Genomic DNA, 21,217 nt, shown 5'->3' with positions numbered 1-21,217 from the left:
GTGATTTCCGGAGGTCGTCCAGATGGTTCGCCCGATAACCCTCACCAAGCCGCCCCTCCAGACGCAGAAGGTCAATGCCAACGCGGATGCCGCCCAGGTCGCACGGCTGGAGGCGCAGGCGGCGGCACTGCGGGATCAGATCAGGCTCGCCAACAGAATGGGCGAGCGCGATTGGGCGGCCCAGGCCCACCAGGAGTTGGCGCGTGTAAACACGCAATTGAGTTCCCTTCAGCCGACGCCGGCAGCGGCGACACCGGGCGTCAATGTTGCGAACGCCGGCAATGGCACGACGGTGACGCCGGCACTCTATGTGAACACCGATCTCGCGACGCCTGCCGTGACGCTGGTGGACCTCGATGGCAGTCCGGCCAAGGACAACCCCGCAGCAGGCAACACCGCCCGGGACATCGTCAACGACGTTACCGGCGGCAAAAGCATCGACCAGATTGCGTCCGACCGCCACATGACGCGCGAACAGGTTATCACAGCGCTCAGGTCCGGCGGGATGACAGTGTCGGACAACAGTGCGCCGACCGGCGACACGCAGACGACGAAAATCACCGATGCCAGCGGCCGCACCGTCACGCAGTTTTATGACTATCAGCACGACAGCTACTATGCGACCGTCCAGGAGCAGCCCGGCGGCGCCACGACCACCTCGCCGATCCGGGATGGGCTCGGACGCAAGGAAACCACCACCTACAATTCAGGCACCGGCGCTATAACGACGCGCTACGAGGACGACCTCGGGACCGGAACCGTTACCGAACGGACGTCATTGACCGACGGCGTGTCGGTGGAAACGGTGAGGCCGGGCGCTGGTCCTTCCCTGCCGGTGACCACCGTCACCGGCCCGGACGGCCGCAAAACCATACTGGCGCCCTCCCAGGATCCAGGTGGGTCCACCACGCAGGACATCAAACACGATCTTGCCGATGGAAAAAGCATTGACCAGATCGCCAAGGAAAATGGTCTCACCGACGAGCAGGTGATCGCCGAATTGCAGGCCGCAGGCTATCAGGTCAAGAGCACCAGCAGCAGCGACGCGCAGTCGGTCGAGCTCGTCGACCCGCGCAGCGGCGGCAAGACCGTCTACTCTCACGACTACCAGCACGACGTGCGCACCGTCACGACCACGGCGGATGGCAAGAAAACGTCGCTGTCCGTCGATGGCAACGGAACCGAAACCAAGACGGTCACCGACAAGGACGGTCGGGTGACCACGACCACCACCGAGAAGATCAATGGCGGCAAGCCCGTCGTGTACGAGGTCAAGCCGGACGACAACCTGACCCTCATCGCGCAGCAATATGGCGTGACGCTGGATGATCTCAGGCGCACGAATCCGGAGCTATTCAGCTCGTCCCGCGATCCGGACATCATCGACACCGGAGAAAAGGTCACCATCGAAAACGGTACGCGCACGACCGTGAAGGTCACCTTCAACGGCTATACCCTGACCACCAAGCCCGATGGCAGCTCGACGTTGCACAACACCACCACCGGCACCGACCTTCAGATCGAGGCAGGAAGCACGCAGGAGGCGCTGGCCAAGACACTGCTGGCGGTAAACCCCAACAGCAGCGACCCCAAGGAGGCGAAGGAAGGCGAGGTCGTGAAGACCTTCGTCGAAGGGGTCTTGGCGGGAGAGGCCTTGCCAGGTCTTATCGACGCCGCGGAAAAGGCCGGACAGGACAAACAGGCCCTGATTGACAAATACCACCTGGGTACGCCCGCCAAGCCCAAGCTTGACGGGCAGAACAGGGTTGTCGATCCTTTCGGCGATCCGCCGCAGGGCAACGCGCCCTCCGGGGGAAAGTGGATGCCGATGAAGATCGACGGCGTCTGGACCTGGGTCGATCCCCAGGTCGCTCAGGCCATCATCGACGAGAACATCGCGCTGTCGCGCGTCACCGAGACGCGGGCTCTGGCGGGCCAGGGGCAGGAGCAGCTCAACGTCGATATGCTCGATCCCGCCTACAAGGATGCCGTCGGTGGCGCGCAGACCATCCTGAACAAGGCGTTGGCGCCGCACGGCCTGCAATGGAACGCTCAGAAACCGAAAGGCACGCTTGCCGATGCGCACGAGCGGACGACCAAGGCCAACATCTTGCTGCAGAACGCGCGGGATGCCCGCGGCGAATACGAGAACGCCGGGCACGTCCTCAAGGACGCCATCGCCGGGCAGGGTCCGCTAGCCCCGCTGGGCGATCCGAATGCGCCGGCCGTCAGCGCTCGGGGCACTCCCGACCTTCATCCGCAACGCGATCAAAGCGTCGCCGACCACTCTGCCGTCGACAAGCTGTTTTCCGAGGTCGGTCTGCATCTGAGCAAGGGCGACAAGCTCACCGTCGATTTCCTGGTCGGGCAGGCCGAACTCAACGGCGTTCCCAAGGACTCGAAGGAATACAAGGAACTCACGAGCTTGCAGACGACGGCAGGTAGCCAACTCGAACTGGCTCAAGCCTACCAGAACTATTTCGATGCCCATGCCGATGCCACGCAGGTCAATGCGCGGCAGACGGATCTCGAGCAGAAGCTGTCCAACGAGTATCTTGGCGAGCAGAAGTTTAATTTTGACGAGAAGTACAATCGCATCAACGGCGATTACCTCGGGCACTACAAGAACTCGACGCTGGAGATCCGTGACGGCCAGCTCTGGGTGGTCAACCATTTCGACAAGGGAACCACCGAACAGCAGCTGACCTACAGTCTCACCGACAAGAATGTCAGGGACGAATATCGCGATCGCCAACTCAACAAGGACTGGCAGTCGCTTCTGGCCGGCTACGATGCCAACGCAAAAGCCTGCACGGCAAATGGTCTGCAATCGGTAAAGGCCAGCGAAGAGCAGGCGGCCATGAACCTGAACGACGTTCTCGACAAGCAGCTCGGCAACAGCATTGCCGACCTCAAGACCCAACTGCCGTCGCTGCAGACCAATTTCGACAATGCGCTGACGAACCACAAACCAGGAACGATCGAGGCTCCTGCGGGCACGCTGCCCGATGGCGCGCAGCCGGTCGAGATCGATGTCGGCGGGCAGAAGATCAAGGTGGCGCCGGACGTTGCCCAAAACTACGACAAGACGGGGATCGATGCGCTGACCAAGGGCGGGAAGGCGGTTTGGATCGATCTTGACACGGAAGATGACGATACCAGCGGCCGCTGGGTCGATCCCGAAGTCGCGGTCGCCAAGCTCAAGCTGGGTGCCGTCAGGCTTCAGATATCGCAGGCCGAGGATCTGCGCAGGGTGGTGCAAGGCTTCAGCGACTATCATGAGCTTCGGCTAAGCGAGCCTTCGCTGCTGGCGGATGACAACACCACGGTCGACAAGACCTATCTGGACAAACATGAGCCGCAGGCGCTCGACGGCATGTATCAGCCGAGGTTCCAGCAGCTGCTCGCCAACGGCTACGACAACGAGTTCAGGCAACAGTCGGGCGCGACCCTTGATGAAGCGGTCGGCAAGAAGCTCGGCCTGGACAGTTCGACCGATGATGGGCGCGACGCGATAGATAATGTGACGGACGAGATCCGCGATATCGGCGGTGACAATCCGTATGTGCGCAGCGTGCCGATCTTCTACGTCGACGACCAAGTCGGAACACAGCAGGTTACCCTCTTTGCGGTGCGCGACGGGGACGGCAACACCCGCTATGTCGATGCCACCGGCAAGAAGTTCGATGACCTTGGTGATTTCCAGGACAACAACAGCCAGTTTGGCGAGAACGGCAAGCTTGTCGTTCCCAAAAACCTGGAGATGAAGGCGGGCGCCGACGGCAAGATCGCGCTTGAGGTGGTGAAAGCGCGAAACGTCTCGGTCTGGGATAAGGTTGTCGATCCGCTGGTTGGCATCGGTACCGGCATTGCCACCATCCTGTCATTCACGCCGGCGGCGCCGGTCGCCGCGCCGCTGGCCTATACGGGCGCGGCCTATCTCGGAGCCAGAGCCGTTATAAACGAGGCCAACCATCTGGATCACGGTGGCGAGTGGTACGACACCGAATCGCTGACGAATATCGCAAGCGCGGCGACAACAGTCCTGCCCGTGGCCTCCAGCGGCCTGCGCACCATCGGCATGGCGGCGAAGAGCGAGTCATTCCTGGCAGGCCTTGCCGCCAGTCCCCGTGCCTTCGCCGGAAGCATAGGCGCGACACGGTCGAACTGGGCGTTGGCGTCAGAAACCCGCACCTACATGCAATCGAGCGCCAAACTGAACAAGGCGGCGTGGGGGCTGGACGTCGGCTCGGTGATTGTCGGCACACCTTTGCTGGCGACATCCGCGTACGATCTCGCCGCCAACGGAGACCAGATGAACGGTCTCCAACTTGCCAACGCGCTGACGGGTCTTGGCACAGGCGTCACCGGCACGGGGCTCGGCATTCACGGTCTGCGCACCATGCGGCCAGGAACGGGAACACAGGCAGTCCCCAACGCTCCCGGAGGCAATTCGCCGCCAGGCAACGGCGGTCCGTTTCAGCAGCCGCCCGGCGGCAAGGGACCTCGGCAGTCGCCGCCGGCGCTTGGTCCCGGTCCCTCCGGGCACCCGATGAATGTTTACGAAATTGGCGCTGATGGCGTTTACCGGTCGACGGGCGAGCAGGTCTTCCATGATCCCAGCCACCCGGTGATCCTGGGAGAAGTAATCAAGACCGATGACGCCGGCGGCAATGATCCAACGGCACTGACGGGCCGCGATCCTGATGGCTCGACTGCCCACGACACAACGCATCCCGCCGATGGCGACCCCATCGTCTTGCCGGGTGAGCCGACAGGAACGGAGGCACCGGTACGCCTGGTGTGGGATCCGCAGACGCTCAGCTTTGCCGGCATGCCGGATCGCGACACGAGCGGCTACGTCTACACCAGCGGCAAGGATCCGAAGACGCCATCGGCTTATCTCGACGGCCTGAGCGCCGAGCAGCTCGTGACCCGCTATGAACAGGAGAAAGACTATTATTCCAGCCGCGAGATGGCTGAACGTTATGGTCCGGACGGCGTTCAGATACCGCGCACGCCGCTTCGCGAGACCTTGCCCGACTTCCGCGTCGGCGTCACCTTCCGGGTGAGGCTGAATACGGGCCAGGCGTTCGGCATCGGGTCGCCAACCGTTGCCGCGGTTGGCTTCGGCGTCGGCACCAAAACCGATTTCGGCATGATCGGATGGTCGATCCTCGACAGCGTCGGCCAACGCAGCCTGGCGCCGGTCAAGGACGCGCTCGGCACCCAGGGCGTGGTGTCTTTCCGGGCACGGGAATACAGGAACATCACCAGCCTTCAGGCTGGGGTCTGGCCGGTATCCAATCAGACGGCCTTCCCGGTTCGTAGCAGCGACCTGTCCGCAGCGGCGAGCAAGGCGATATTCCACGATGCCAGCGGCTATGAGGCCAAGCCGGTCGATGCCGCTGTCGTCGGCATGACGCCCGACGGCCAAGGCACCGTGATCGAGATGATCTACACGCCTTCGCTGAGTGGCAAGGAGGTTAGCCTCGCGCCAGGCCAGCATGACTTCTTTGGCGTGCCGGCGGAAAACAGCTCCGGCCATGTCGCACTGCAGGGAACGCTTCCATTCGATCGCGTCATGACCGAGACCAAGGCCGGCATACGCCTGCCGATTGTGGCCAACCATGTCGCGGCTGTCGATCAGATGCCGCGCATCGGCTTCGAGAAGCGTCCCGAACTGCCTGTCACGGACACGCTGCAACCGGGCGACGTTGTGTCGGCACAGGCGTTCGACCAGATCCAGTCGGCCCTTGGCTCGACAAAGCTGAAGATACAGTTCGCCGTCAAGGACCCGGCCAAGGCGTCCGAACTCATCACGGCCATCGGGCAGGGCGATGGCATCCGGTCGATCCGCGACCTCGTCAAATCCGGCCAGATTGACCCGACGAACACCGTTCCCCTGGTCGATGAGCCGACGCTGAGCGGGCTGCGACTTTCAGCCATACCGGGCAAATCGCCTACGGCGGACATTGTCTTGCTGACCGGCGAAAAGGCTCGCGTCGTCAATCCCGAGGCAATGCTGGTCGACGTCATCTTCAATGACGGCAACAGGCTGCCGGGCGTGCTGGGTTTCAATCCGGACCGGATGGTCACGTCCGCGACCTACAAGGTGAAGTCTGCGCTACAGTCCTGGCTTCCGACGGGTTCCCGACGCGAAGGGGCGCCACAGTCCCGCTACATGCCAAGCGCCGGCAACATCTACAGGAATCTCTACGGTTCCGACGGGACTCCGGCGACGCGCTATACGGTTTCGTTCTCCACGCCTCCGCTGCCGGCAGGCGCGGTGGCTTACAGTGCCGAAGTGAGGTTCCAGTACAAGTCGAAGGCGGCCAAGAGCGCTCCTTCGATCGCCAAGGGCGAGAATGCGACACTGACTTTCGATCGGCCCAACGGACAATCGGATCAGTTGACGGTCCCTGCCTGGCTCGCTCGCGCGGTGGAATACTCGCGCGACGGCGCCGCGACCGGCATCCCAAAGGGCGGCAAGACGTCCTTGGATAAGTTCCTGAACGGACTTGAGCAACGGGCCGAGCCTGACCAGCTCGCCGCGATCGAGCAGTTCAAGAGCGATTTCGGCCCGTCGATCGTCGATGGCGGGTTCATGCGCCAGGACGTCGCCGACGGCGTGCTGACGTTCCTTTCCTCGCAAGCAAGGCCACCCGAGGCCGGTGGGGACGGCATTCGGGCTGCGCCCAGGCCAGCGCCGAAAGGACCAGGATTTGCGGCGGATGGGTCAAAAGATCCATCATCCACCAAGCCGCTTGCGCAGGACGAAATCGCGGCCAACCGCCAAGAGGCGGCAAGCCTGCTCGATGACATGCTCCCTCAGAGCCTCGGCATGCCGGAGGTCACCAAAACCAATCTCATCGATCAGATCAGCCGATCTCCGACATTGATGGAGCTCTTGCGCGACGCTCACGCGAAAGAGGTGCGCATCGTAAATCCCGCGCGGCACGATCTCAGGATTTCCGACGCCCAGTCAGGCGACGACCTGACCGCGACCGGGTCGCAGTATGTCGGCGACGTGGAGGTCGTTTTTGTCGACGCCGAGACATTCCGCTCTGACGACGCGGACGGCGACACCGTTCTTGCGGAGTTCGTCGACCTGCTCGGCCACGAATTGTCGCACGTCGGTGACGCTCCAATCGATCTCCATCCTGGGGATTTCCCGGACCGGCAGGCCTACAGGGATGCGGTTGTCTCCGCCTATCTGAACGTCGAGGGCGAAGCAGGATTTGTTCAGTACGCTGTTGCCGACGAGCTTGCAGCCAACGGCGGCAAGCCGGCAGCCATCCTCGGCGCCGACTGGAATTCCGCCCAAGCCGATGTCTTCGCTCGTTACAAGGTTGGCGAGATTGATCGAACACAAGCCGTTGACGAGATGGGGGCGCTATTCGGTGACAAGGAGCCAAGCACTGCGGACGGAACCTACGTGGACTTTTACAGCCGGTACGCCGACGGCGTGTACGACGATTATACCTCTTCTGGTTCCGGTCCCGCCGGCGAAACTGGCCGTCCTGCGCCGGCAAACAAGGCTTCGAACAATGGACCGCTCACGCGAGATGACGTCAGGGCGACCCCGCTCGATCAGGTGCCGGATCTCGTCATGGCCGATTTCCAGCCGAACCAGGTTCCGTGGCTTAAGCGCGAGCAGGCGGCCGAGCTGACCGAGCAGCAGTTCCGCGATATGGATCGGGCCGGCCTGCTGCCCTATCTGACCAAGGGCCAACTGCGCGGTATCCCCAAGGCAAAAATTGGCTTTGTCAACATAGCGGGCCTCGGCGAGAAGCAGATTCCCTGGCTCACCGAGGGCCATATCCGCAACCTGACCGACCAGCAGTTCTCCGAACTCGGCAAAGCCGGTCTGACGCGCCACCTGACGAAACCGCAGGTACAGGCGGTGAAAGGAGACAAAATAGGGCTCCTCGACGCGTCGACATTGGAAGCGCGCCAGGTTCCGTGGCTCAAGCCCGGCCAGGTCTCCAAATTCACGTCGCAGCAGTTCAAGGACCTGGGCGCGACCGGCTTGCTGACCAACTTCACCGAGCGCCAGATTCCAGCTATCCCCGAAACCATGATCGGCTCCGTGGACATGGCGAAGCTCGATCCCAGGCAGGTGCCGTGGCTGACCGAGAGGCAGATCCCCCAGTTGACCCGCGATCAGTGGGGCGCCTTCACGATCCACCACACCGAGGCTCTGACCCAGCCGCAGATCGAAGCGGTGACGCCAAAACAGTTCGAGGAATCGAGCCCCGGCCAGTTCCGAAAATTCACACCCGAGCAGTTCGGGTGGATGAGCGGGGATCAGACGAATGGCCTCTCCGTGCTACAACAGACCACCTTCCGGGCGACCCACAAAAAAACGGTGACGCCGGACCAGGCCGCCGGCGTCGATCTGGCGCTGAGTAATGCAAGGATGCGCGAAAACGCGCAGGCTCTCGCCACCTTTGGCGGCATGTCGACCACATCTTACGTGCTGTGGAGTTCGTTGCCACCGACCTGGACCGCCACCGCCGGAGCGGTTGCGTTTGGCGTGCGGGGCTTCGTGTTCGGCACGCAGGCGATTTTTCCCAATGCGACGGCAAGCCATAAGCCGTTCGGGCGGTTCCTCAATGCGCTCGGCGGCGCCACGTTCATCGCCGCGGCGCCAGGCGCGGCGACCGGAATGATCCAGGGCAAGGACCTTCTCGTCAACAGCACGTTCTCGCTCGGCAATGTCGTCTATGGCACGAAGTCGATGCTGCAGTCGTTCACCGGCAGGCCGGTGATCCGGAACCTGGCCGAGCATCTGGCTGGCCCCGGTTATGTGCTCGGCTGCGCCGGCTACACGCTGCATTCCTGGCCGGCGCCGATCGCCACGGTCGCTGGCTCCATGTTCACGTTCGGCTGCGCGGAGTTCTGGGCGTCGGCGATAAGGACGGACCGGATGAACCGCCGTTCGGTGCCGCGAACCGATGGCGATATCGCGGCCGCTGCGAAGTCCGACAAGAAATGGGCTGCATGGGATCGCTGGACCCTGGGCATCACTTTCGGCATCGGAATGCTTCTCTTCTCACTGGACTCGCTGCTCGCCCAACCTTGGAACCCCAAGGCGGTCGCCCCGCCCGATCCGAACAAGCCGGATGGCGATGCGTCCTCCCAGCAGCCCGACGATCACCCGGATGTTCCAGACGGACCGAAGACCCCGCCCGAACATTTCCCGCAACTCGTGGTGTCGGCGGACGATGGCCTGAATTTGCGAAGCAAGCCCGAGGGCGAGGCCGCCGTGGTGACGGTTCTGCGACCCGGATCATTCGTCGAACAGACCGCGAAGCCTTCGAGCGACCCGTCGGGAAAGACCTGGGTACCCGTCGAAGGTTTCGGACCGGATGGCAAAATGCACAGCGGCTGGGCTTCCGGCGACTATGTCGAGGTTCATCCCGAAGGCAGCAGCAATCCGCAGGGCCGCACGAACCCGACACTGGAGAAGGACGGCTATCAGTGGGTCGAGGTCAGGAACGGCGACAGCATCCGCCTGATCGCCAGGACGCATTCAGCCGATGTTGCCGATACGGTGGTGCTGAACATGGATCATATTCTAAGCCCGGATATGATTTTCTCCGGCGACCGCATCTACCTGCCGATTGCGGCGGTCGGCTGAGACGGCGCGGGTTCTAATCGTCAGGTTGCGCCTTGCCGATTCTTGCGGCGAACGCATGTGCGATGCAGCCGGCCAGTTTTGCCGCACGCTCCGCTATCGGATTGGACGGTTCGGAGGAGTACGAGGCGGTGAACCGCAGGTCGGAGGGATGCCATTCGCAGTCGACGATGCGTAGCGTGCCGCTGGCAGTATGGCCCTGAACGACTTCCCTGGGGAGGGAGGCGATACCGATCCCGTTCAGCGTCATCGTGATGGAGGCGGCCAGCGAATTGGCCGGAAAGATACGCGGCGTCGCTTCAAGCTCGCCGGTCAGCTTGCGGTAGAGTTCACTGTAGGGCCTCGTCGTGCGGGCATAGCTGATGATCGGAAATTGCATCAGGTCGCTCAGCGTCAGCTTGCCTCGATTGGGCAATTTCAAGGACGGTGAACAAACCCATACGAGCGGAAAGGAGGGCAGTTCAATATTCTCGATGCTGTATTCCTGAATGGGGCCCATCAGCACTGCAAGATCAAGCCGGTGGGACATGAGCTCATTGCGAAGGGTCGTCGTCGTGTCGACGACGATATCGGTGTCGACAAGCGGATAGTTGGTCTGCAATTCCTTGAGGAAATCGGGAAGCCAGGTGTGCACGATAGTTTCGGCAACGCCGAGCCTGAGCACTCCCGCGGTCTCTGAAAGGGAGTTTGCCGCCAATTGCAGCTGTTCGGCGACACGCAGAACCCGCTGCGCCGGCGGCAGCAGCCGCTGGCCCTCGGCGGTCAGCCTCACCGTGCTGCTCTGCCTTTCGAACAGCTTGGCGCCGAACGCTTCTTCCAGACTGGCAATCCGGGTCGACACCGCCGGCTGCGTTGTGTTCAAGCGTTCCGCGGCCTTTCGGAAGCTTCCGAAAGTCGCCACCAGGAGGAAGGTTTCGAGCTGCTTGATGTTGAAAGGGATCACGGTTCAATGCCGGACAATAATCTGGGCGCCGATCTTCACTCGGTCGTATAGGTCAATAACGTCTTCATTGGTCATTCGAATGCAACCGGAGGAGTTGGCGTGGCCGACAGTCCATGGCTGATTTGTGCCATGAACACGATAAAGCGTGTTGCCGATATAGAGCGCGCGTGCGCCCAGCGGGTTGTTCGGCCCTCCCGCGACGTGTGCCGGCAGCAAGCGGCCCTTCGATGCTTCCCTGGACCGCATTTCGGCCGGCGGCCGCCAATCCGGCCAGTCCTTCTTGCTCGAAATCGTGTCGCGACCCGACCATTCCAGACCCTCCTTGCCGACACCGACCGCATATCGCAGCGCCTTGCCGTTTCCCAGTATGTAATAGAGGCGCCGCTCCGTGGTGTTGATCACGATTGATCCCTTCGGCTGCGTCTCGCCGAAATCGACGATCTCCCTCGGAATTGGCGACCAGGCCGGCCGCATTTCGCCCTCCGCGACCTGGCCGGGAGCGGATGGCGAGATCAGCACATTTCGGGCTTGATCGTAGCTCCAGCTTCGCGGGTCGTAGCCGCTGTTCGATTGACCATGCGCTGGCGCCATCGCGGCAGTCAACGTGACAGCGACCAGAACCGATTCACCCAAGCCCTTGCCGAGCCAAGACCCGATCAGGGGCCGTCGCCAGGCATTGCCGGCCGGAGCATTCAAGCTCAAGAGCAGGTTCTTGCATGCCGCCACCGGGGCTGATCCCTTCAAATTCGAGCAACAAAACCGGCGACCGCGAGCCTTCGCTGCCCGATTCCAGCCGCACCATATCGCTTTGCTCGCTGATCGCAACATTTGGAACCGAATACGCGAGTTCAATCCAATTGGACTTCCATTTGAGCGACGCACGCGATAGGGTGAGCTTGGCGGGTAACCCATGAGACGGGCGACGCGGGCTAGCGCTCCGCGCGTCCGCGATAGGACCAATTTTGACGGGACGCGGTACCTGCCTCGTGGACCGGTTGTCGGGAGCCAACACTGCCTTCATGGCTGGTGTGATCCTGCTGTTCACGCTTGCTGCTTCGCAGGCCAATGCCGCCGAGCCACGCTGGCCCGCGGGTCCCTACAAATACATCGCAATCGACCAGTCGGTGACGGATGCGCTCGCCGAGCTTGGCCGCAACATGCGGGTGCCGATGCGCGTCAGCAAGCTCGTTAAGGGACGGTTGAGCGCCGGTATGCCAGTTGGAACGGCGCGCGAATTTCTGGAAGAGATTTGCAATCGATACGGTCTGGTCTGGCATTTCGACGGTGTCGTCATGAACGTCGCCGCCGAAGCTGAGGTCCAGACCGAGCTGATTCCGCTCGATGCCAACACGGCCGCCGGTGCGCAAGATCGACTCTCGCGGCTGGGCGTCATCGATCCGAAGTTTCCAGTCAGGGTTTCCAGGCAGGACGACGTCGTCTCGGTATCGGGGCCGCCGTCCTACATCGAACTCATCAGGAAGACACTCGGAGTCCCCGCCGCGCAGGGCAACAAACAGGAGCCCGGCAAGGTCGTCTCGGTCCGCGTTTTTCGCGGAAGGCAGGCGCAGGCGCAAAGCGTTCCCTCCGGAAAACTGACGAAGGAATAGGAGGCAGGTTCATGCAGATCGCGCCGATTGGAGCCTTGGAGGGCTCGCTGGCAAGCTTGACCACCAGCATAGGCTCGCAACAGCAGATCACCGCCGGCGCGGCCGCGCAGCCGGGCAATCCGATGGTGGTCGCCAAGCAGGAAAAGCACGATGCGGCGAAGCCCAACGCGCCCGAGCGCGGCGATGTCGCCACCGGTGCAGGCCGACAGGTGGCGCAGGCATCGTCCGGAGCCAATCCGGCAATGGCGGGTCAATCTTCGAGATCGGAGCGGGCGGAGCCGATCGTCGAGCGCAAACTCTTCGACTATCTGGCCGAGGTGGAGAAGACCGGAGGGGGCGCGGCCACGGATCCCTCGGCCCTGTTCGGTTCCGCTGTCCAGTCGCTGGAAGGGACAATGCAGCAGGTCCAAAAGGCTCTCGGCAAGGCGAACACGCCAGCGCCGGCGGAAACAGCTGCCACCCAGGATGCCGCCCCGTTAGGCAAGGAAGCCGAAAATGCGCCGGCAAACAATGCCCAGCAACTGCTCGAGCGATCCATTTCAGTGATGTGGGCAGCAGCCAATCTGGAAGTCGTGACCAGCAGCGTGAAGGCCGTGACGTCGTCAACCAGCACGCTGATCAAGCAACAGTAGGTGCCGCGGAGTGCTCGTGCCCGAATTGTTCCAGTTGCGGCGGTCGGCGCTGTTCAATCGATGTGCCGCAGGGTGCCGCGTGGCGTTTGTCGTCGCCGGGATGCTGATGCTCCAGGCCTGTTCGGTGGAACTCTATTCCAACCTCGATCAGCGGCAGGCCAACGAAATCGTGGCCACGCTGATGCGTCACGGGATTCCGGCCCAGCGCGAGGCCGGCAAGGACGGCAAGATGACGGTTTCGGTGCAGAAGGGCCGCTTTGCCGAGGCGATGGCCCTTCTCGACGAAAGCGGCCTGCCCAAACAGGAATTCCAGACCCTCGGCGACGTCTTCAAGAGGGGCGGGCTCGTATCCTCGCCGGTGGAAGAGCGGGCAACGATGATCTATGGCCTGAGCCAGGAACTCTCGCAGACAATCTCCGAAATCGATGGCGTGCTTTCCGCGCGGGTTCACCTTGTCCTGCCCGAGAATGATCCGCTGAGGCAGCAGTTGGTGCCGTCGTCCGCGTCGGTATTCATCAGGCATCGCGCATCCGTGCCGATGAACGAGCTGATCCCGCAGGTCAAGATGCTGGTGGCCAAGGGCATCGCCGGACTGACCTACGACAATGTCTCCGTCACGCTCATTCCGGTCGCCGCGACCACCCCGGAGCAGGAATCCGAGCCAGGGTTCATAACCTTCCTTGGTCTGTGGCTGCATCCGGACAGCGTGGCGGCGGCGATGTGGCTGTTCTACGGCATGGCGGCCGCGATACTCGCGCTGGCCGCGCGGTTGGCGTACCTGCAGTGGTACCGACGGCCTAATGTCTACGCCCTCGAAGCTTCCGCAATCCCCGCGAGGAAGGCATGACTGGGGCCGGCTCGGAGCAAGCCGCCAGCCCGGAATGGCAGGAGTTCATCTCCAGCCTCGCATCCTATGCGGACGCGGCCCGACTCGCCGAATGCTTTGACGGTGCGATCAGCGAAGCTGCGTGCCAGCGCATGCTGCAGTCGCACCGCCTGCATGAGCGGTTGTCGAAGCTTCTGCTCGAGCATTACCGGCTCTCTTGCACGGTCGATGAACCGCCGGACGACGTGGATCGGGCGATTGCCTTGTCGTCGGGCGAGGAATTGGAGGACCTCGCTCTTCGCTCGGGCGCCATCTACTGGGCCGGCAATCTTGCCGCCGTCATTGACGGGCGCGAAGCCGATGCGTTGCAGGCGGCACTGGGCGCGGACCTCTGCACCTTTGCGGTTGCCAATCGCGATCTGGCCGGCCCAACACGGCCGCTGCAGCCGCTTGAGGATATCCGCGGTCGTGTCTATGCCGATGGTTTGAGCTGCCTTGGCGGATGGTGCCAGGCGATGCCTGGCGAGACAGGTGCGCGCGTCCGCATCAAGCTCATGCCGCACGAATTCGTCGACCGGACGGCCAAGCCGTTCATCGAGGTCGGTCCGGCAATTGTGCGGCGAGCGATGGGTTAGGGTGATGGCCGAAGTGGACACCGCGACCGTTGAAGTGCCAAGGCGCCCCCATGCACGCATCCTGCGCGCCGCTGAGGCGCGGGCCTGGCAGGATGGATATGCCTTTCTCGATGCCGCGAGGCGTGATGCCCAGCAAATGCGCGAAGCCGCCCGGCGCGCCTACGCGGCCGAATATGCGCAAGGTTATGAGGACGGCAAGGCGCAAGGCGACGCGGATGCCAGCCGGCTGATAAGCGAAACGGCAGTCAAGGTGGATCGCTATCTCGGCGGGCTCGAAGCCGAAGTCACCGGGCTCGCCCTCGAGATCGTCAGGCGAATTCTGGGGGAGTTCGACGTTGCAATGCTTGTCGCTAGAGCCGCCGCACAGGCCGTGAGCGAAATTCGCCGTGCCAGGTATCTGAAAATCCGTGTCCATCCCGCTTCCGTGGAGCGGGTCCGCGAGGAACTGGACGCGGTCTTGCGCCACAGCGATCTGGGCATGATGATTGAAATCGATGCGGATGATGCGCTCGCGCCGTCAGCCTGCATCCTCTCGACCGACATCGCCGTCATTGACGCCAGCATCGACGCGCAGCTCGATGCCGTCGCCGCCGCAATCCGATCGAGGGCCGAGGCGCCGGCATGACAGGTCCCGCCATCGACATCGAAAGCCGTTTGGCGTCCATCATTCCAAATCTCCGTGCTGGCCTTCGCGACGATTCGAGCCGCCCCCGCAAAGGACGTGTGCGGCGGGTCACCGGAACGGTCATTCATGCGACCGTCGAAGAAGCGAGGATCGGTGAGATATGCGAGCTGGTCGACCCCAGAACGGGCAGGACGACCAAGGCTGAAGTCGTGGGTCTCATGGATGAGATGGCGGTCCTTGTTCCGCTTGGCGATCTGACCGGTCTTTCGAGCCTGACGGAAGTCGTTGCGACCGGCAAGGACCAGCTGGTGCCCATCGGACCCGGCCTTCTGGGCCGGGTGATCAGCGCGTTCGGCGAGCCTTTGGATGGCAAGCCGCTTTCGCCGGACGGCATTGTCGGCAGCTATCCGGTCAATGCCTACCCGCCATCCCCGCTGGAGCGCAGTCTGATTTCCGAGCCGATCCAGCTCGGAATCCGCGCTCTCGACGGGCTGCTCACCTGCGCATGCGGGCAGCGCGTCGGTATCTTCGGCGAGCCAGGTGTCGGCAAGTCCATCTTGCTTTCCGATATCGTCAGCGGCACCGACGCCGATGTCGCGGTGGTCGCCCTGGTTGGCGAGCGCGGGCGCGAGGTGCGCGAATTCCTCGAACACCAGCTTGGATCGGAAGGGCGCGAGCGAACGATCGTGGTCGTCGCGACTTCGGACCGGCCCGCCATCGAACGCGTCAAGGCCGCCTATGTGGCGACAAGCATAGCCGAATTTTTTCGGGACCAGGGCAAGCATGTGCTGCTTGCGATGGACAATATAACGCGGTTTGCGCGTGCGCAGCGCGAGATCGGTCTGGCCTCGGGCGAGCCGCCGACGCGTCGTGGTTTCCCGTCTTCGCTGTTTGCGGTCCTGCCGCGTCTGCTCGAGCGCTCGGGACCCGGTCGAGTCGGGTCCATCACCGGCCTCTACAGCGTTCTCCTGGAAGGCGACGGGACGCTGGATCCGGTCGCCGAGGAAATCCAGGCGCTGCTCGACGGCCACGTCTTCCTGTCGAACGAGCTTGCGCAACGCAACCATTTTCCCGCCATCGACATCCTGCGCAGCCGAAGCCGGCTGATGGATGCCGTCGTGCCGCCGGCACATCGGGCTGACGCTGGCCGCTTGCGCGAACTGCTCGCCCGCTATGCCGACATCGAACTGCTCCTGCGCGTCGGCGACTACGAAAAGGGCAGCGATGCCGTGGCGGACGAGGCGGTAGCGAAGATCGATGCCATCAACGCCTTCCTGCGCCAGCCATCCGCAACATACGAGAGCATCGACCGGACACGCCAGCGCATGCGGGAGATTGTCAATGAAGGAGCGTGACATGATCGCTCGACTGCGCGACCTCAGACGCCGCCGCGAGGAGCGCGCACAGGAAGAGGTGACCGTAAGGCGCGCCGCCGCCAACCAGGCCGCGAGGGAAGTTCAGCAGGCGGCTGCCGCCGTCACCGAACACCTCCAGCGCACGGTCAACGCCGAGGATGCGGCGTTCAATGCGCTGGTCGGGCAGCCGGTGAATGCCGCCAGCCTCCACCGGCTGCAGGGACGGTTCGAGGCCGCCGCCAGGAAAACCGGGCAGTTGCGGGAAGGCGAGAAAATGGCCGGCGACCTCGAGAAGCGACGGAACGTCGAGCTGTCGGCAGTCCGCAACGAGCACCGTGCGAGCATCAAGGCTGTGACCAAGCTGGACAGGCTATCGGAGCAATTGGCCAAACGCGACGCGCGTCGGCGCCAGGCCCTTGCCGAGCTTTCCGAGGAAGAGGAGCGCAGCCAGCCGCGCTCGTCCACAGAACGATAGCCCAATCAGTGATCGATATGGATGTGATGCCTCAGGACTTCGCGCCGGCAAGAACGAAAGCGCGGGCAAAACCGGCGAAACGCGCGGCCGCACAGTCGAGCATCGGCGAGCCGCTGACTTTGGCAACGGTAGCAGCCGCGGATGTCTGGGCGTTGAACGCCTTCTACCGTCGCCGCAATACCGCGCAGATCACGATTGCCGGGAAGGCCATGGCGATCGCGGCCGCTTGGCCGGGGCTGAATTCCGCTAACCAGCCGCTATGCGCTGTTGGCTTCACCGTCGGGGACATGGCCGGGCAATTGCGCCTGCCGCTTTCTGTCGTCGAGCGAGGTCTCGCCAGGGCCGACGGAGCGGTCGATATGAAACGGCTTGCGCCGGCCCACGCCGCGCTCCTGTTGGAGGCCACGTTCGAACACGATCTCGAATGGATCGAGGAGAGGCTGGGCGAGAAGATCGCGATTACCTCGCTGGCACCGGCAGATGCCGTTTCAGGGGAAACTCCATTCGCTTTCGCCCTGGCCGACAAGGATGAAACGATAGGTTGCGTCCTGACGGCGAATGACACCGGTCTGCCGGTACGGATCGGCCGCCTTCTCGACGAGCTCGGCAAACCAAGGCCGCCGGTCCCGGCCGAACTTCCGCTGTCCGTCCATCTTCGGCGCGGTCCGCTTGCGATCACCATTGGCGAGCTTCAAAGCCTGCAGGCTGACGATGTGGTGCTGTTCGACGATACGGCGGAAGAGGGCGTGGCGACGCTCATCATTGCCGAGCGCCTATTCGCGCCGGTGGGGCTGACCGCCGGCGGGCCGCAATTGCTTGCCGCGCCGACCGCAATCACTGGATCGAACTGGGAGTGGGCCATGAACCAGAACACGCCGCCGCCGGACACCTTGGAAGAATCGACTTTGGACGAATTGCCGGTCGTCCTTGCCTTCGAGGTCGGCCGCACGGCAATGCCTCTTGGAGAAGTAAGGCAGCTTGCGCCCGGCGCCATCATTCCGCTCGCCGATGTAGCCGACGCGACTGTCGACATCATTGCCAACGGCAGGCGTGTCGGTCGCGGCGAGATCGTGCGGATCGGAGAAAGCCTGGGCGTGCGGGTCCTGCGCATGTTCGACAATGCTTGACAACTCGCCCAACCTGCTTGGAATCCTGATCGCCGTCGGTGTGGTCGGGTTGCTGCCGCTGGCAGTGGTCACGATGACGGGCTTTCTGAAGATCTCGGTCGTGTTGTTTCTGATCCGCAACGCACTCGGCGTTCAGCAGATGCCGCCCAATTTGGTGCTCTATGGCATAGCGCTCGTGCTGACCGTCTATGTCACCACGCCATTGCTGAGCGAGATGTCGAGCCGGCTTCAGGAAGGGCAGGTCCAGTTCCAGACAACCGACGATCTCGCCAGGGCGGCGCAACTGGTCCGGGAACCATTGCAGCGCCACCTCATGAAATTCACCCAGCCGCAAGAGCGTCAGTTTTTTCTCGATGGAACGGCCCGCCTGTGGCCGGAACAGGCCCGGCAGAATCTCAAGGACGACGATCTGTCCATTCTGGTTCCTGCCTTTGTCGCCTCCGAGCTTACCCGTGCCTTCGAGATCGGCTTCCTGCTTTATCTGCCTTTCCTCATCATCGACATCGTTGTCGCGAACGTGCTGATGACGCTCGGCATGATCATGGTTTCGCCGGTCCTTATTTCGATCCCGCTGAAACTGTTCCTTTTCGTCGCCATAGACGGCTGGTCGCGGCTTATGCATGGCCTAATCCTGAGCTACTCGTGACGCTGCCGGGGGTTTCATATGAGCAATGATTTCATCCTGGCGAAGGTCCAAGGCGCGCTTCTCACCGTTTTGCTGGCCTCCGGCCCGGCCATCATCACCGCACTGGCCGTCGGCGTGCTCGTCGGCCTTGCCCAGGCGCTGACACAGATTCAGGACCAGTCGCTGCCGCAGACGATAAAGCTCGTCGCCATCCTTCTGGTTATCATCGTCTTTGGTCCATTGCTCGCTCAGCAGATTGCGCAGCAGGCGTCGACGGCGCTGGACGAGTTTCCCGTCGTCACCCGTTGAGACACACGGATGCCGGTCGAACCGCTCTTCACCTCGGTCAAAGAGCTTCAATTCTATCTCCTGGCAGGCGCTTTCGCGCTCGCGCGCATGACCGGGTTCATGCTGCTCATGCCGCTTTTTTCGCGCGTGCCGCTGTCAGGGCTTCTGCGCAGCGGTGTGGCGTTGGCGCTGGTGGTTCCGGTCTTTCCGATCATCGTGAACAAGTTGACGACCACCGATCTGCCGACGACGATGATCGTGTTGTACATGCTCAAGGAGGTCGTGGTCGGGGTAACACTCGGGCTGGCGATGGGCATACCGTTCTGGGCCGCGGAAGCGGCGGGCGATATACTGGATCTGCAGCGCGGCTCCTCGATGGGTGCGCTGATCGATCCGATGATGACCCATGAGACGGGGGCCACCGGCACCTTGCTCGCCATCATCATGGTCACGATCTACCTCGCAGCCGGAGGCCTGCAGCTTTCGTTGACCGGTCTCTACGACAGCTATGGCCTTTGGCCGATCGATCATCTCCTGCCTGTGTTCAGCAAGGACGCTGCTGGAATCTTCCTCGGTCTGCTGAACCGCGTCGTGGTTATGGCGCTGACTCTCGTTTTCCCGCTCATCATCAGCATGCTCTTGTCCGACATCGTGCTGGCCTTCCTGGCGCGAGCCTCGCCGCACCTGAACGTTTTTGCGCTTTCGCTGGTCGTCAAGACACTGGTCTTCAGCCTCGTCTTCGTCCTCTACGCAGCTTTCCTGCTCTCCTACATGAACCGTGACCTGGGCTTTCTGCGCGAGGCAGGTCGCCAGATAGAAGCGATCGGCTGCCGAGATTGTCAGTGAGAGTCAGTATGTCTATGCTAAAGTTCTAATAATTTAGAGTTTGCCATCTAATTAATAAATACAATTTATCGAAGAGGAAAGATTCTGATAATTTGACAATCCGCTGGCTTGCCGATGATCTTACGCGATTTCGTGAATCGTCCATTTTTCCGGAAGCCCATGCCTCGCCAAGTCACTTCATTGTTCTATGACAATTTGCGAGTGATCGATGCAGATAAACTGCGGAGGCTCGTTAGAGCGGGGGCCTACGAAGGCCGGACAGGAGGGCTTGCGAGGGGCAAGCTCCAAGCCAACGTCGTGATTGTTCCCCGTCGCTTTGCCGGCGATTTCCATCAGTTTTGCGTCCGCAATCCCAAGCCCTGTCCGTTAGTGGGCGTGAGCCGTGCGGGCAGTCCATTTCTTCCAGCGCTAGGCGACATCGATATCCGCACCGATGCTCCGCAATACAATATCTACCACTTTGGGGAGGTGACCCATCAGAGGACAGATATCATCGACCTCTGGCGGGACGATTTTGCCGCCTTCGCGCTCGGTAGTTCGCTTACCGTCGAAGTGGCCCTCCTGGAAAAGGGCATCAAACTGGGCAGCACCGGCTGCGGCAAAGTCCTCCCAAAGTTTCGGACCAAAATCAAGACGCGCGGCGCAGGACCTTTTGAAGGCGAGATGGTTGTCTCCATGCGTCCCATAAGACGAGGTGATGTCGACAAGGTTCGCGCCCTTACCGCACGCTTCCCGCTTGCCCATGGTTCTCCTGTCCATGTCGGAGACCCATCGATTATCGGAGTAGGAGATCTGATGGCTCCCGACTGGGGTGACGCGGTCGAGATCATGGAAGGGGAGGTCCCAGTGTTCTGGGCAAGCAGCCTGACCGCGCAAGATGCTCTTGCTCGCGCCGAACTCGCGGTCTCGATCACGGTATCGCCAGGGCATATGTTGATCACCGACGTCGATGCAAAAGCGGATGCGGGCACTTTCAAGGTTTGATAGTCGATTCCAAATCTCAGGAACCGAGGACCTGAAAAGGTGGCAGAAAGGACATTCACAGTCAGCGCGCAGTTGAGCGGGGAGGTGTCCGTTTCTGTACCCGGAATGGGGCGGAGGAGGTTGGAAATATAGGGGATAAGCCCGGCCAGAGATTCCGCAACTTCATGGTCAGGTTGATCGAGGACGCCGCAAGGGGCGCATAACGAGCCTGCTGCTGTCCATGACGAAATGAGCGGGCCGGCACGAAGAGCCGGTCGTCGCGCCCACTCAGTCGCAGGCGGGAGCAAAAAAGGCCATCCCGGTAAATGCGGAGGTGGACGGCCTTCTTTGCAATACTTCAAACCTTAATAGGACTTCTTCGCGGCGCTCCTCTTGTGCTTCACCGGGCACTTGTGCTTCTTGGTCGCCTTGCAGGCCTTCGTTACGTGCTTCTTAGCCTTCTTCATGGTCATAGCATCCGAGGCGGGTGCAGAGCCAGTTGCGGCCGTCGCTGCTGGCGCTGGCTTCGTAGCCGCGGCGGCGTCGTTAGGGCCGAGAACTGGCATCGAGACGGCGAGCGCGAATGCAAGACCGACGGCAGACAGAAGAGACTTTTTCATGTGTCTA

General features: G+C 62.2%; 16 protein-coding genes. 13 read left to right on the top strand and 3 right to left on the bottom strand.

The features are described 5' to 3' along the window. Positions 1-22 precede the first annotated feature (22 nt). Complete coding sequence (locus FJ980_RS01665) at positions 23-9,646, top strand: LysM peptidoglycan-binding domain-containing protein (RefSeq protein WP_140541215.1); 9,624 nt, start codon at positions 23-25, stop codon at positions 9,644-9,646. A gap of 13 nt (positions 9,647-9,659) precedes the next feature. Here FJ980_RS01665 and FJ980_RS01660 read toward each other — a convergent pair whose 3' ends face one another. Next, positions 9,660-10,586, bottom strand: a complete 927-nt coding sequence (locus tag FJ980_RS01660) for a LysR family transcriptional regulator (protein WP_140541214.1) — start codon at positions 10,584-10,586, stop codon at positions 9,660-9,662. 3 nt (positions 10,587-10,589) lie between these two features. Beyond that, positions 10,590-11,438 (bottom strand): L,D-transpeptidase, encoded by an 849-nt coding sequence (locus FJ980_RS01655; RefSeq protein WP_348640642.1) that lies wholly within the window; start codon positions 11,436-11,438, stop codon positions 10,590-10,592. A 167-nt stretch (positions 11,439-11,605) separates the two neighbouring features. Here FJ980_RS01655 and FJ980_RS01650 point away from each other — a divergent pair, with 167 nt between their 5' ends. The 12 genes from FJ980_RS01650 (at position 11,606) to FJ980_RS01595 (ending at position 20,611) form a co-directional block, all read left to right on the top strand. Next, positions 11,606-12,193, top strand: coding sequence for a type III secretion protein (locus tag FJ980_RS01650; protein WP_246676273.1), 588 nt, complete (start codon positions 11,606-11,608; stop codon positions 12,191-12,193). An 11-nt stretch (positions 12,194-12,204) separates the two neighbouring features. After that, complete coding sequence (locus FJ980_RS01645) at positions 12,205-12,825, top strand: hypothetical protein (RefSeq protein ID WP_140541213.1); 621 nt, start codon at positions 12,205-12,207, stop codon at positions 12,823-12,825. Positions 12,826-12,904: 79 nt separating this feature from the next. After that, complete coding sequence (sctJ, locus tag FJ980_RS01640; RefSeq protein WP_246676272.1) at positions 12,905-13,672, top strand: type III secretion inner membrane ring lipoprotein SctJ; 768 nt, start codon at positions 12,905-12,907, stop codon at positions 13,670-13,672. Then, a complete protein-coding gene (locus FJ980_RS01635) occupies positions 13,669-14,286 on the top strand; it encodes a SctK family type III secretion system sorting platform protein (protein WP_140541212.1) in 618 nt (205 codons plus the stop codon). Before sctJ ends, FJ980_RS01635 begins: the two co-directional genes overlap by 4 nt. A 4-nt stretch (positions 14,287-14,290) precedes the next feature. Next, the gene (gene sctL / locus FJ980_RS01630) at positions 14,291-14,911 is read left to right on the top strand and encodes a type III secretion system stator protein SctL (RefSeq protein ID WP_140541211.1); all 621 of its coding nucleotides are present in this window, start codon (positions 14,291-14,293) and stop codon (positions 14,909-14,911) included. Continuing rightward, entirely contained in the window at positions 14,908-16,266 is a 1,359-nt protein-coding gene (locus tag FJ980_RS01625; protein ID WP_140541210.1) for a FliI/YscN family ATPase, read from the top strand. The genes sctL and FJ980_RS01625 overlap by 4 nt, the downstream gene beginning before the upstream one ends. A gap of 1 nt (position 16,267) precedes the next feature. Further along, positions 16,268-16,741, top strand: coding sequence for a hypothetical protein (locus tag FJ980_RS01620; protein WP_140541209.1), 474 nt, complete (start codon positions 16,268-16,270; stop codon positions 16,739-16,741). Positions 16,742-16,767: 26 nt separating this feature from the next. Next, positions 16,768-17,868: a type III secretion system cytoplasmic ring protein SctQ gene (gene sctQ / locus FJ980_RS01615; protein ID WP_181181075.1), complete on the top strand. Its 1,101-nt coding sequence runs from the start codon at positions 16,768-16,770 to the stop codon at positions 17,866-17,868. Beyond that, a complete protein-coding gene (gene sctR, locus FJ980_RS01610) occupies positions 17,861-18,514 on the top strand; it encodes a type III secretion system export apparatus subunit SctR (protein WP_140541207.1) in 654 nt (217 codons plus the stop codon). The genes sctQ and sctR overlap by 8 nt, the downstream gene beginning before the upstream one ends. Positions 18,515-18,532: 18 nt before the next feature. Next, positions 18,533-18,802 carry a flagellar biosynthetic protein FliQ gene (locus tag FJ980_RS01605; protein ID WP_140541206.1) on the top strand — a complete coding sequence of 90 codons (270 nt, stop codon included), beginning with the start codon at positions 18,533-18,535 and terminating at the stop codon, positions 18,800-18,802. A gap of 9 nt (positions 18,803-18,811) precedes the next feature. Then, positions 18,812-19,627 (top strand): type III secretion system export apparatus subunit SctT, encoded by an 816-nt coding sequence (sctT, locus tag FJ980_RS01600; RefSeq protein ID WP_140541205.1) that lies wholly within the window; start codon positions 18,812-18,814, stop codon positions 19,625-19,627. A 114-nt stretch (positions 19,628-19,741) separates the two neighbouring features. After that, positions 19,742-20,611, top strand: a complete 870-nt coding sequence (locus tag FJ980_RS01595; protein WP_246676271.1) for a DUF1445 domain-containing protein — start codon at positions 19,742-19,744, stop codon at positions 20,609-20,611. Between the two features lie 344 nt (positions 20,612-20,955). Here FJ980_RS01595 and FJ980_RS01590 read toward each other — a convergent pair whose 3' ends face one another. After that, entirely contained in the window at positions 20,956-21,210 is a 255-nt protein-coding gene (locus FJ980_RS01590; RefSeq protein ID WP_140541204.1) for a hypothetical protein, read from the bottom strand. Positions 21,211-21,217 lie beyond the last annotated feature (7 nt).

The organism is Mesorhizobium sp. B1-1-5, from assembly GCF_006443065.1.
In the GTDB taxonomy this organism is placed as follows: domain Bacteria; phylum Pseudomonadota; class Alphaproteobacteria; order Rhizobiales; family Rhizobiaceae; genus Mesorhizobium.
The sequence above is the reverse complement of the archived record's forward strand: the minus strand, read 5'-3'. Positions and strand labels throughout refer to the sequence as shown.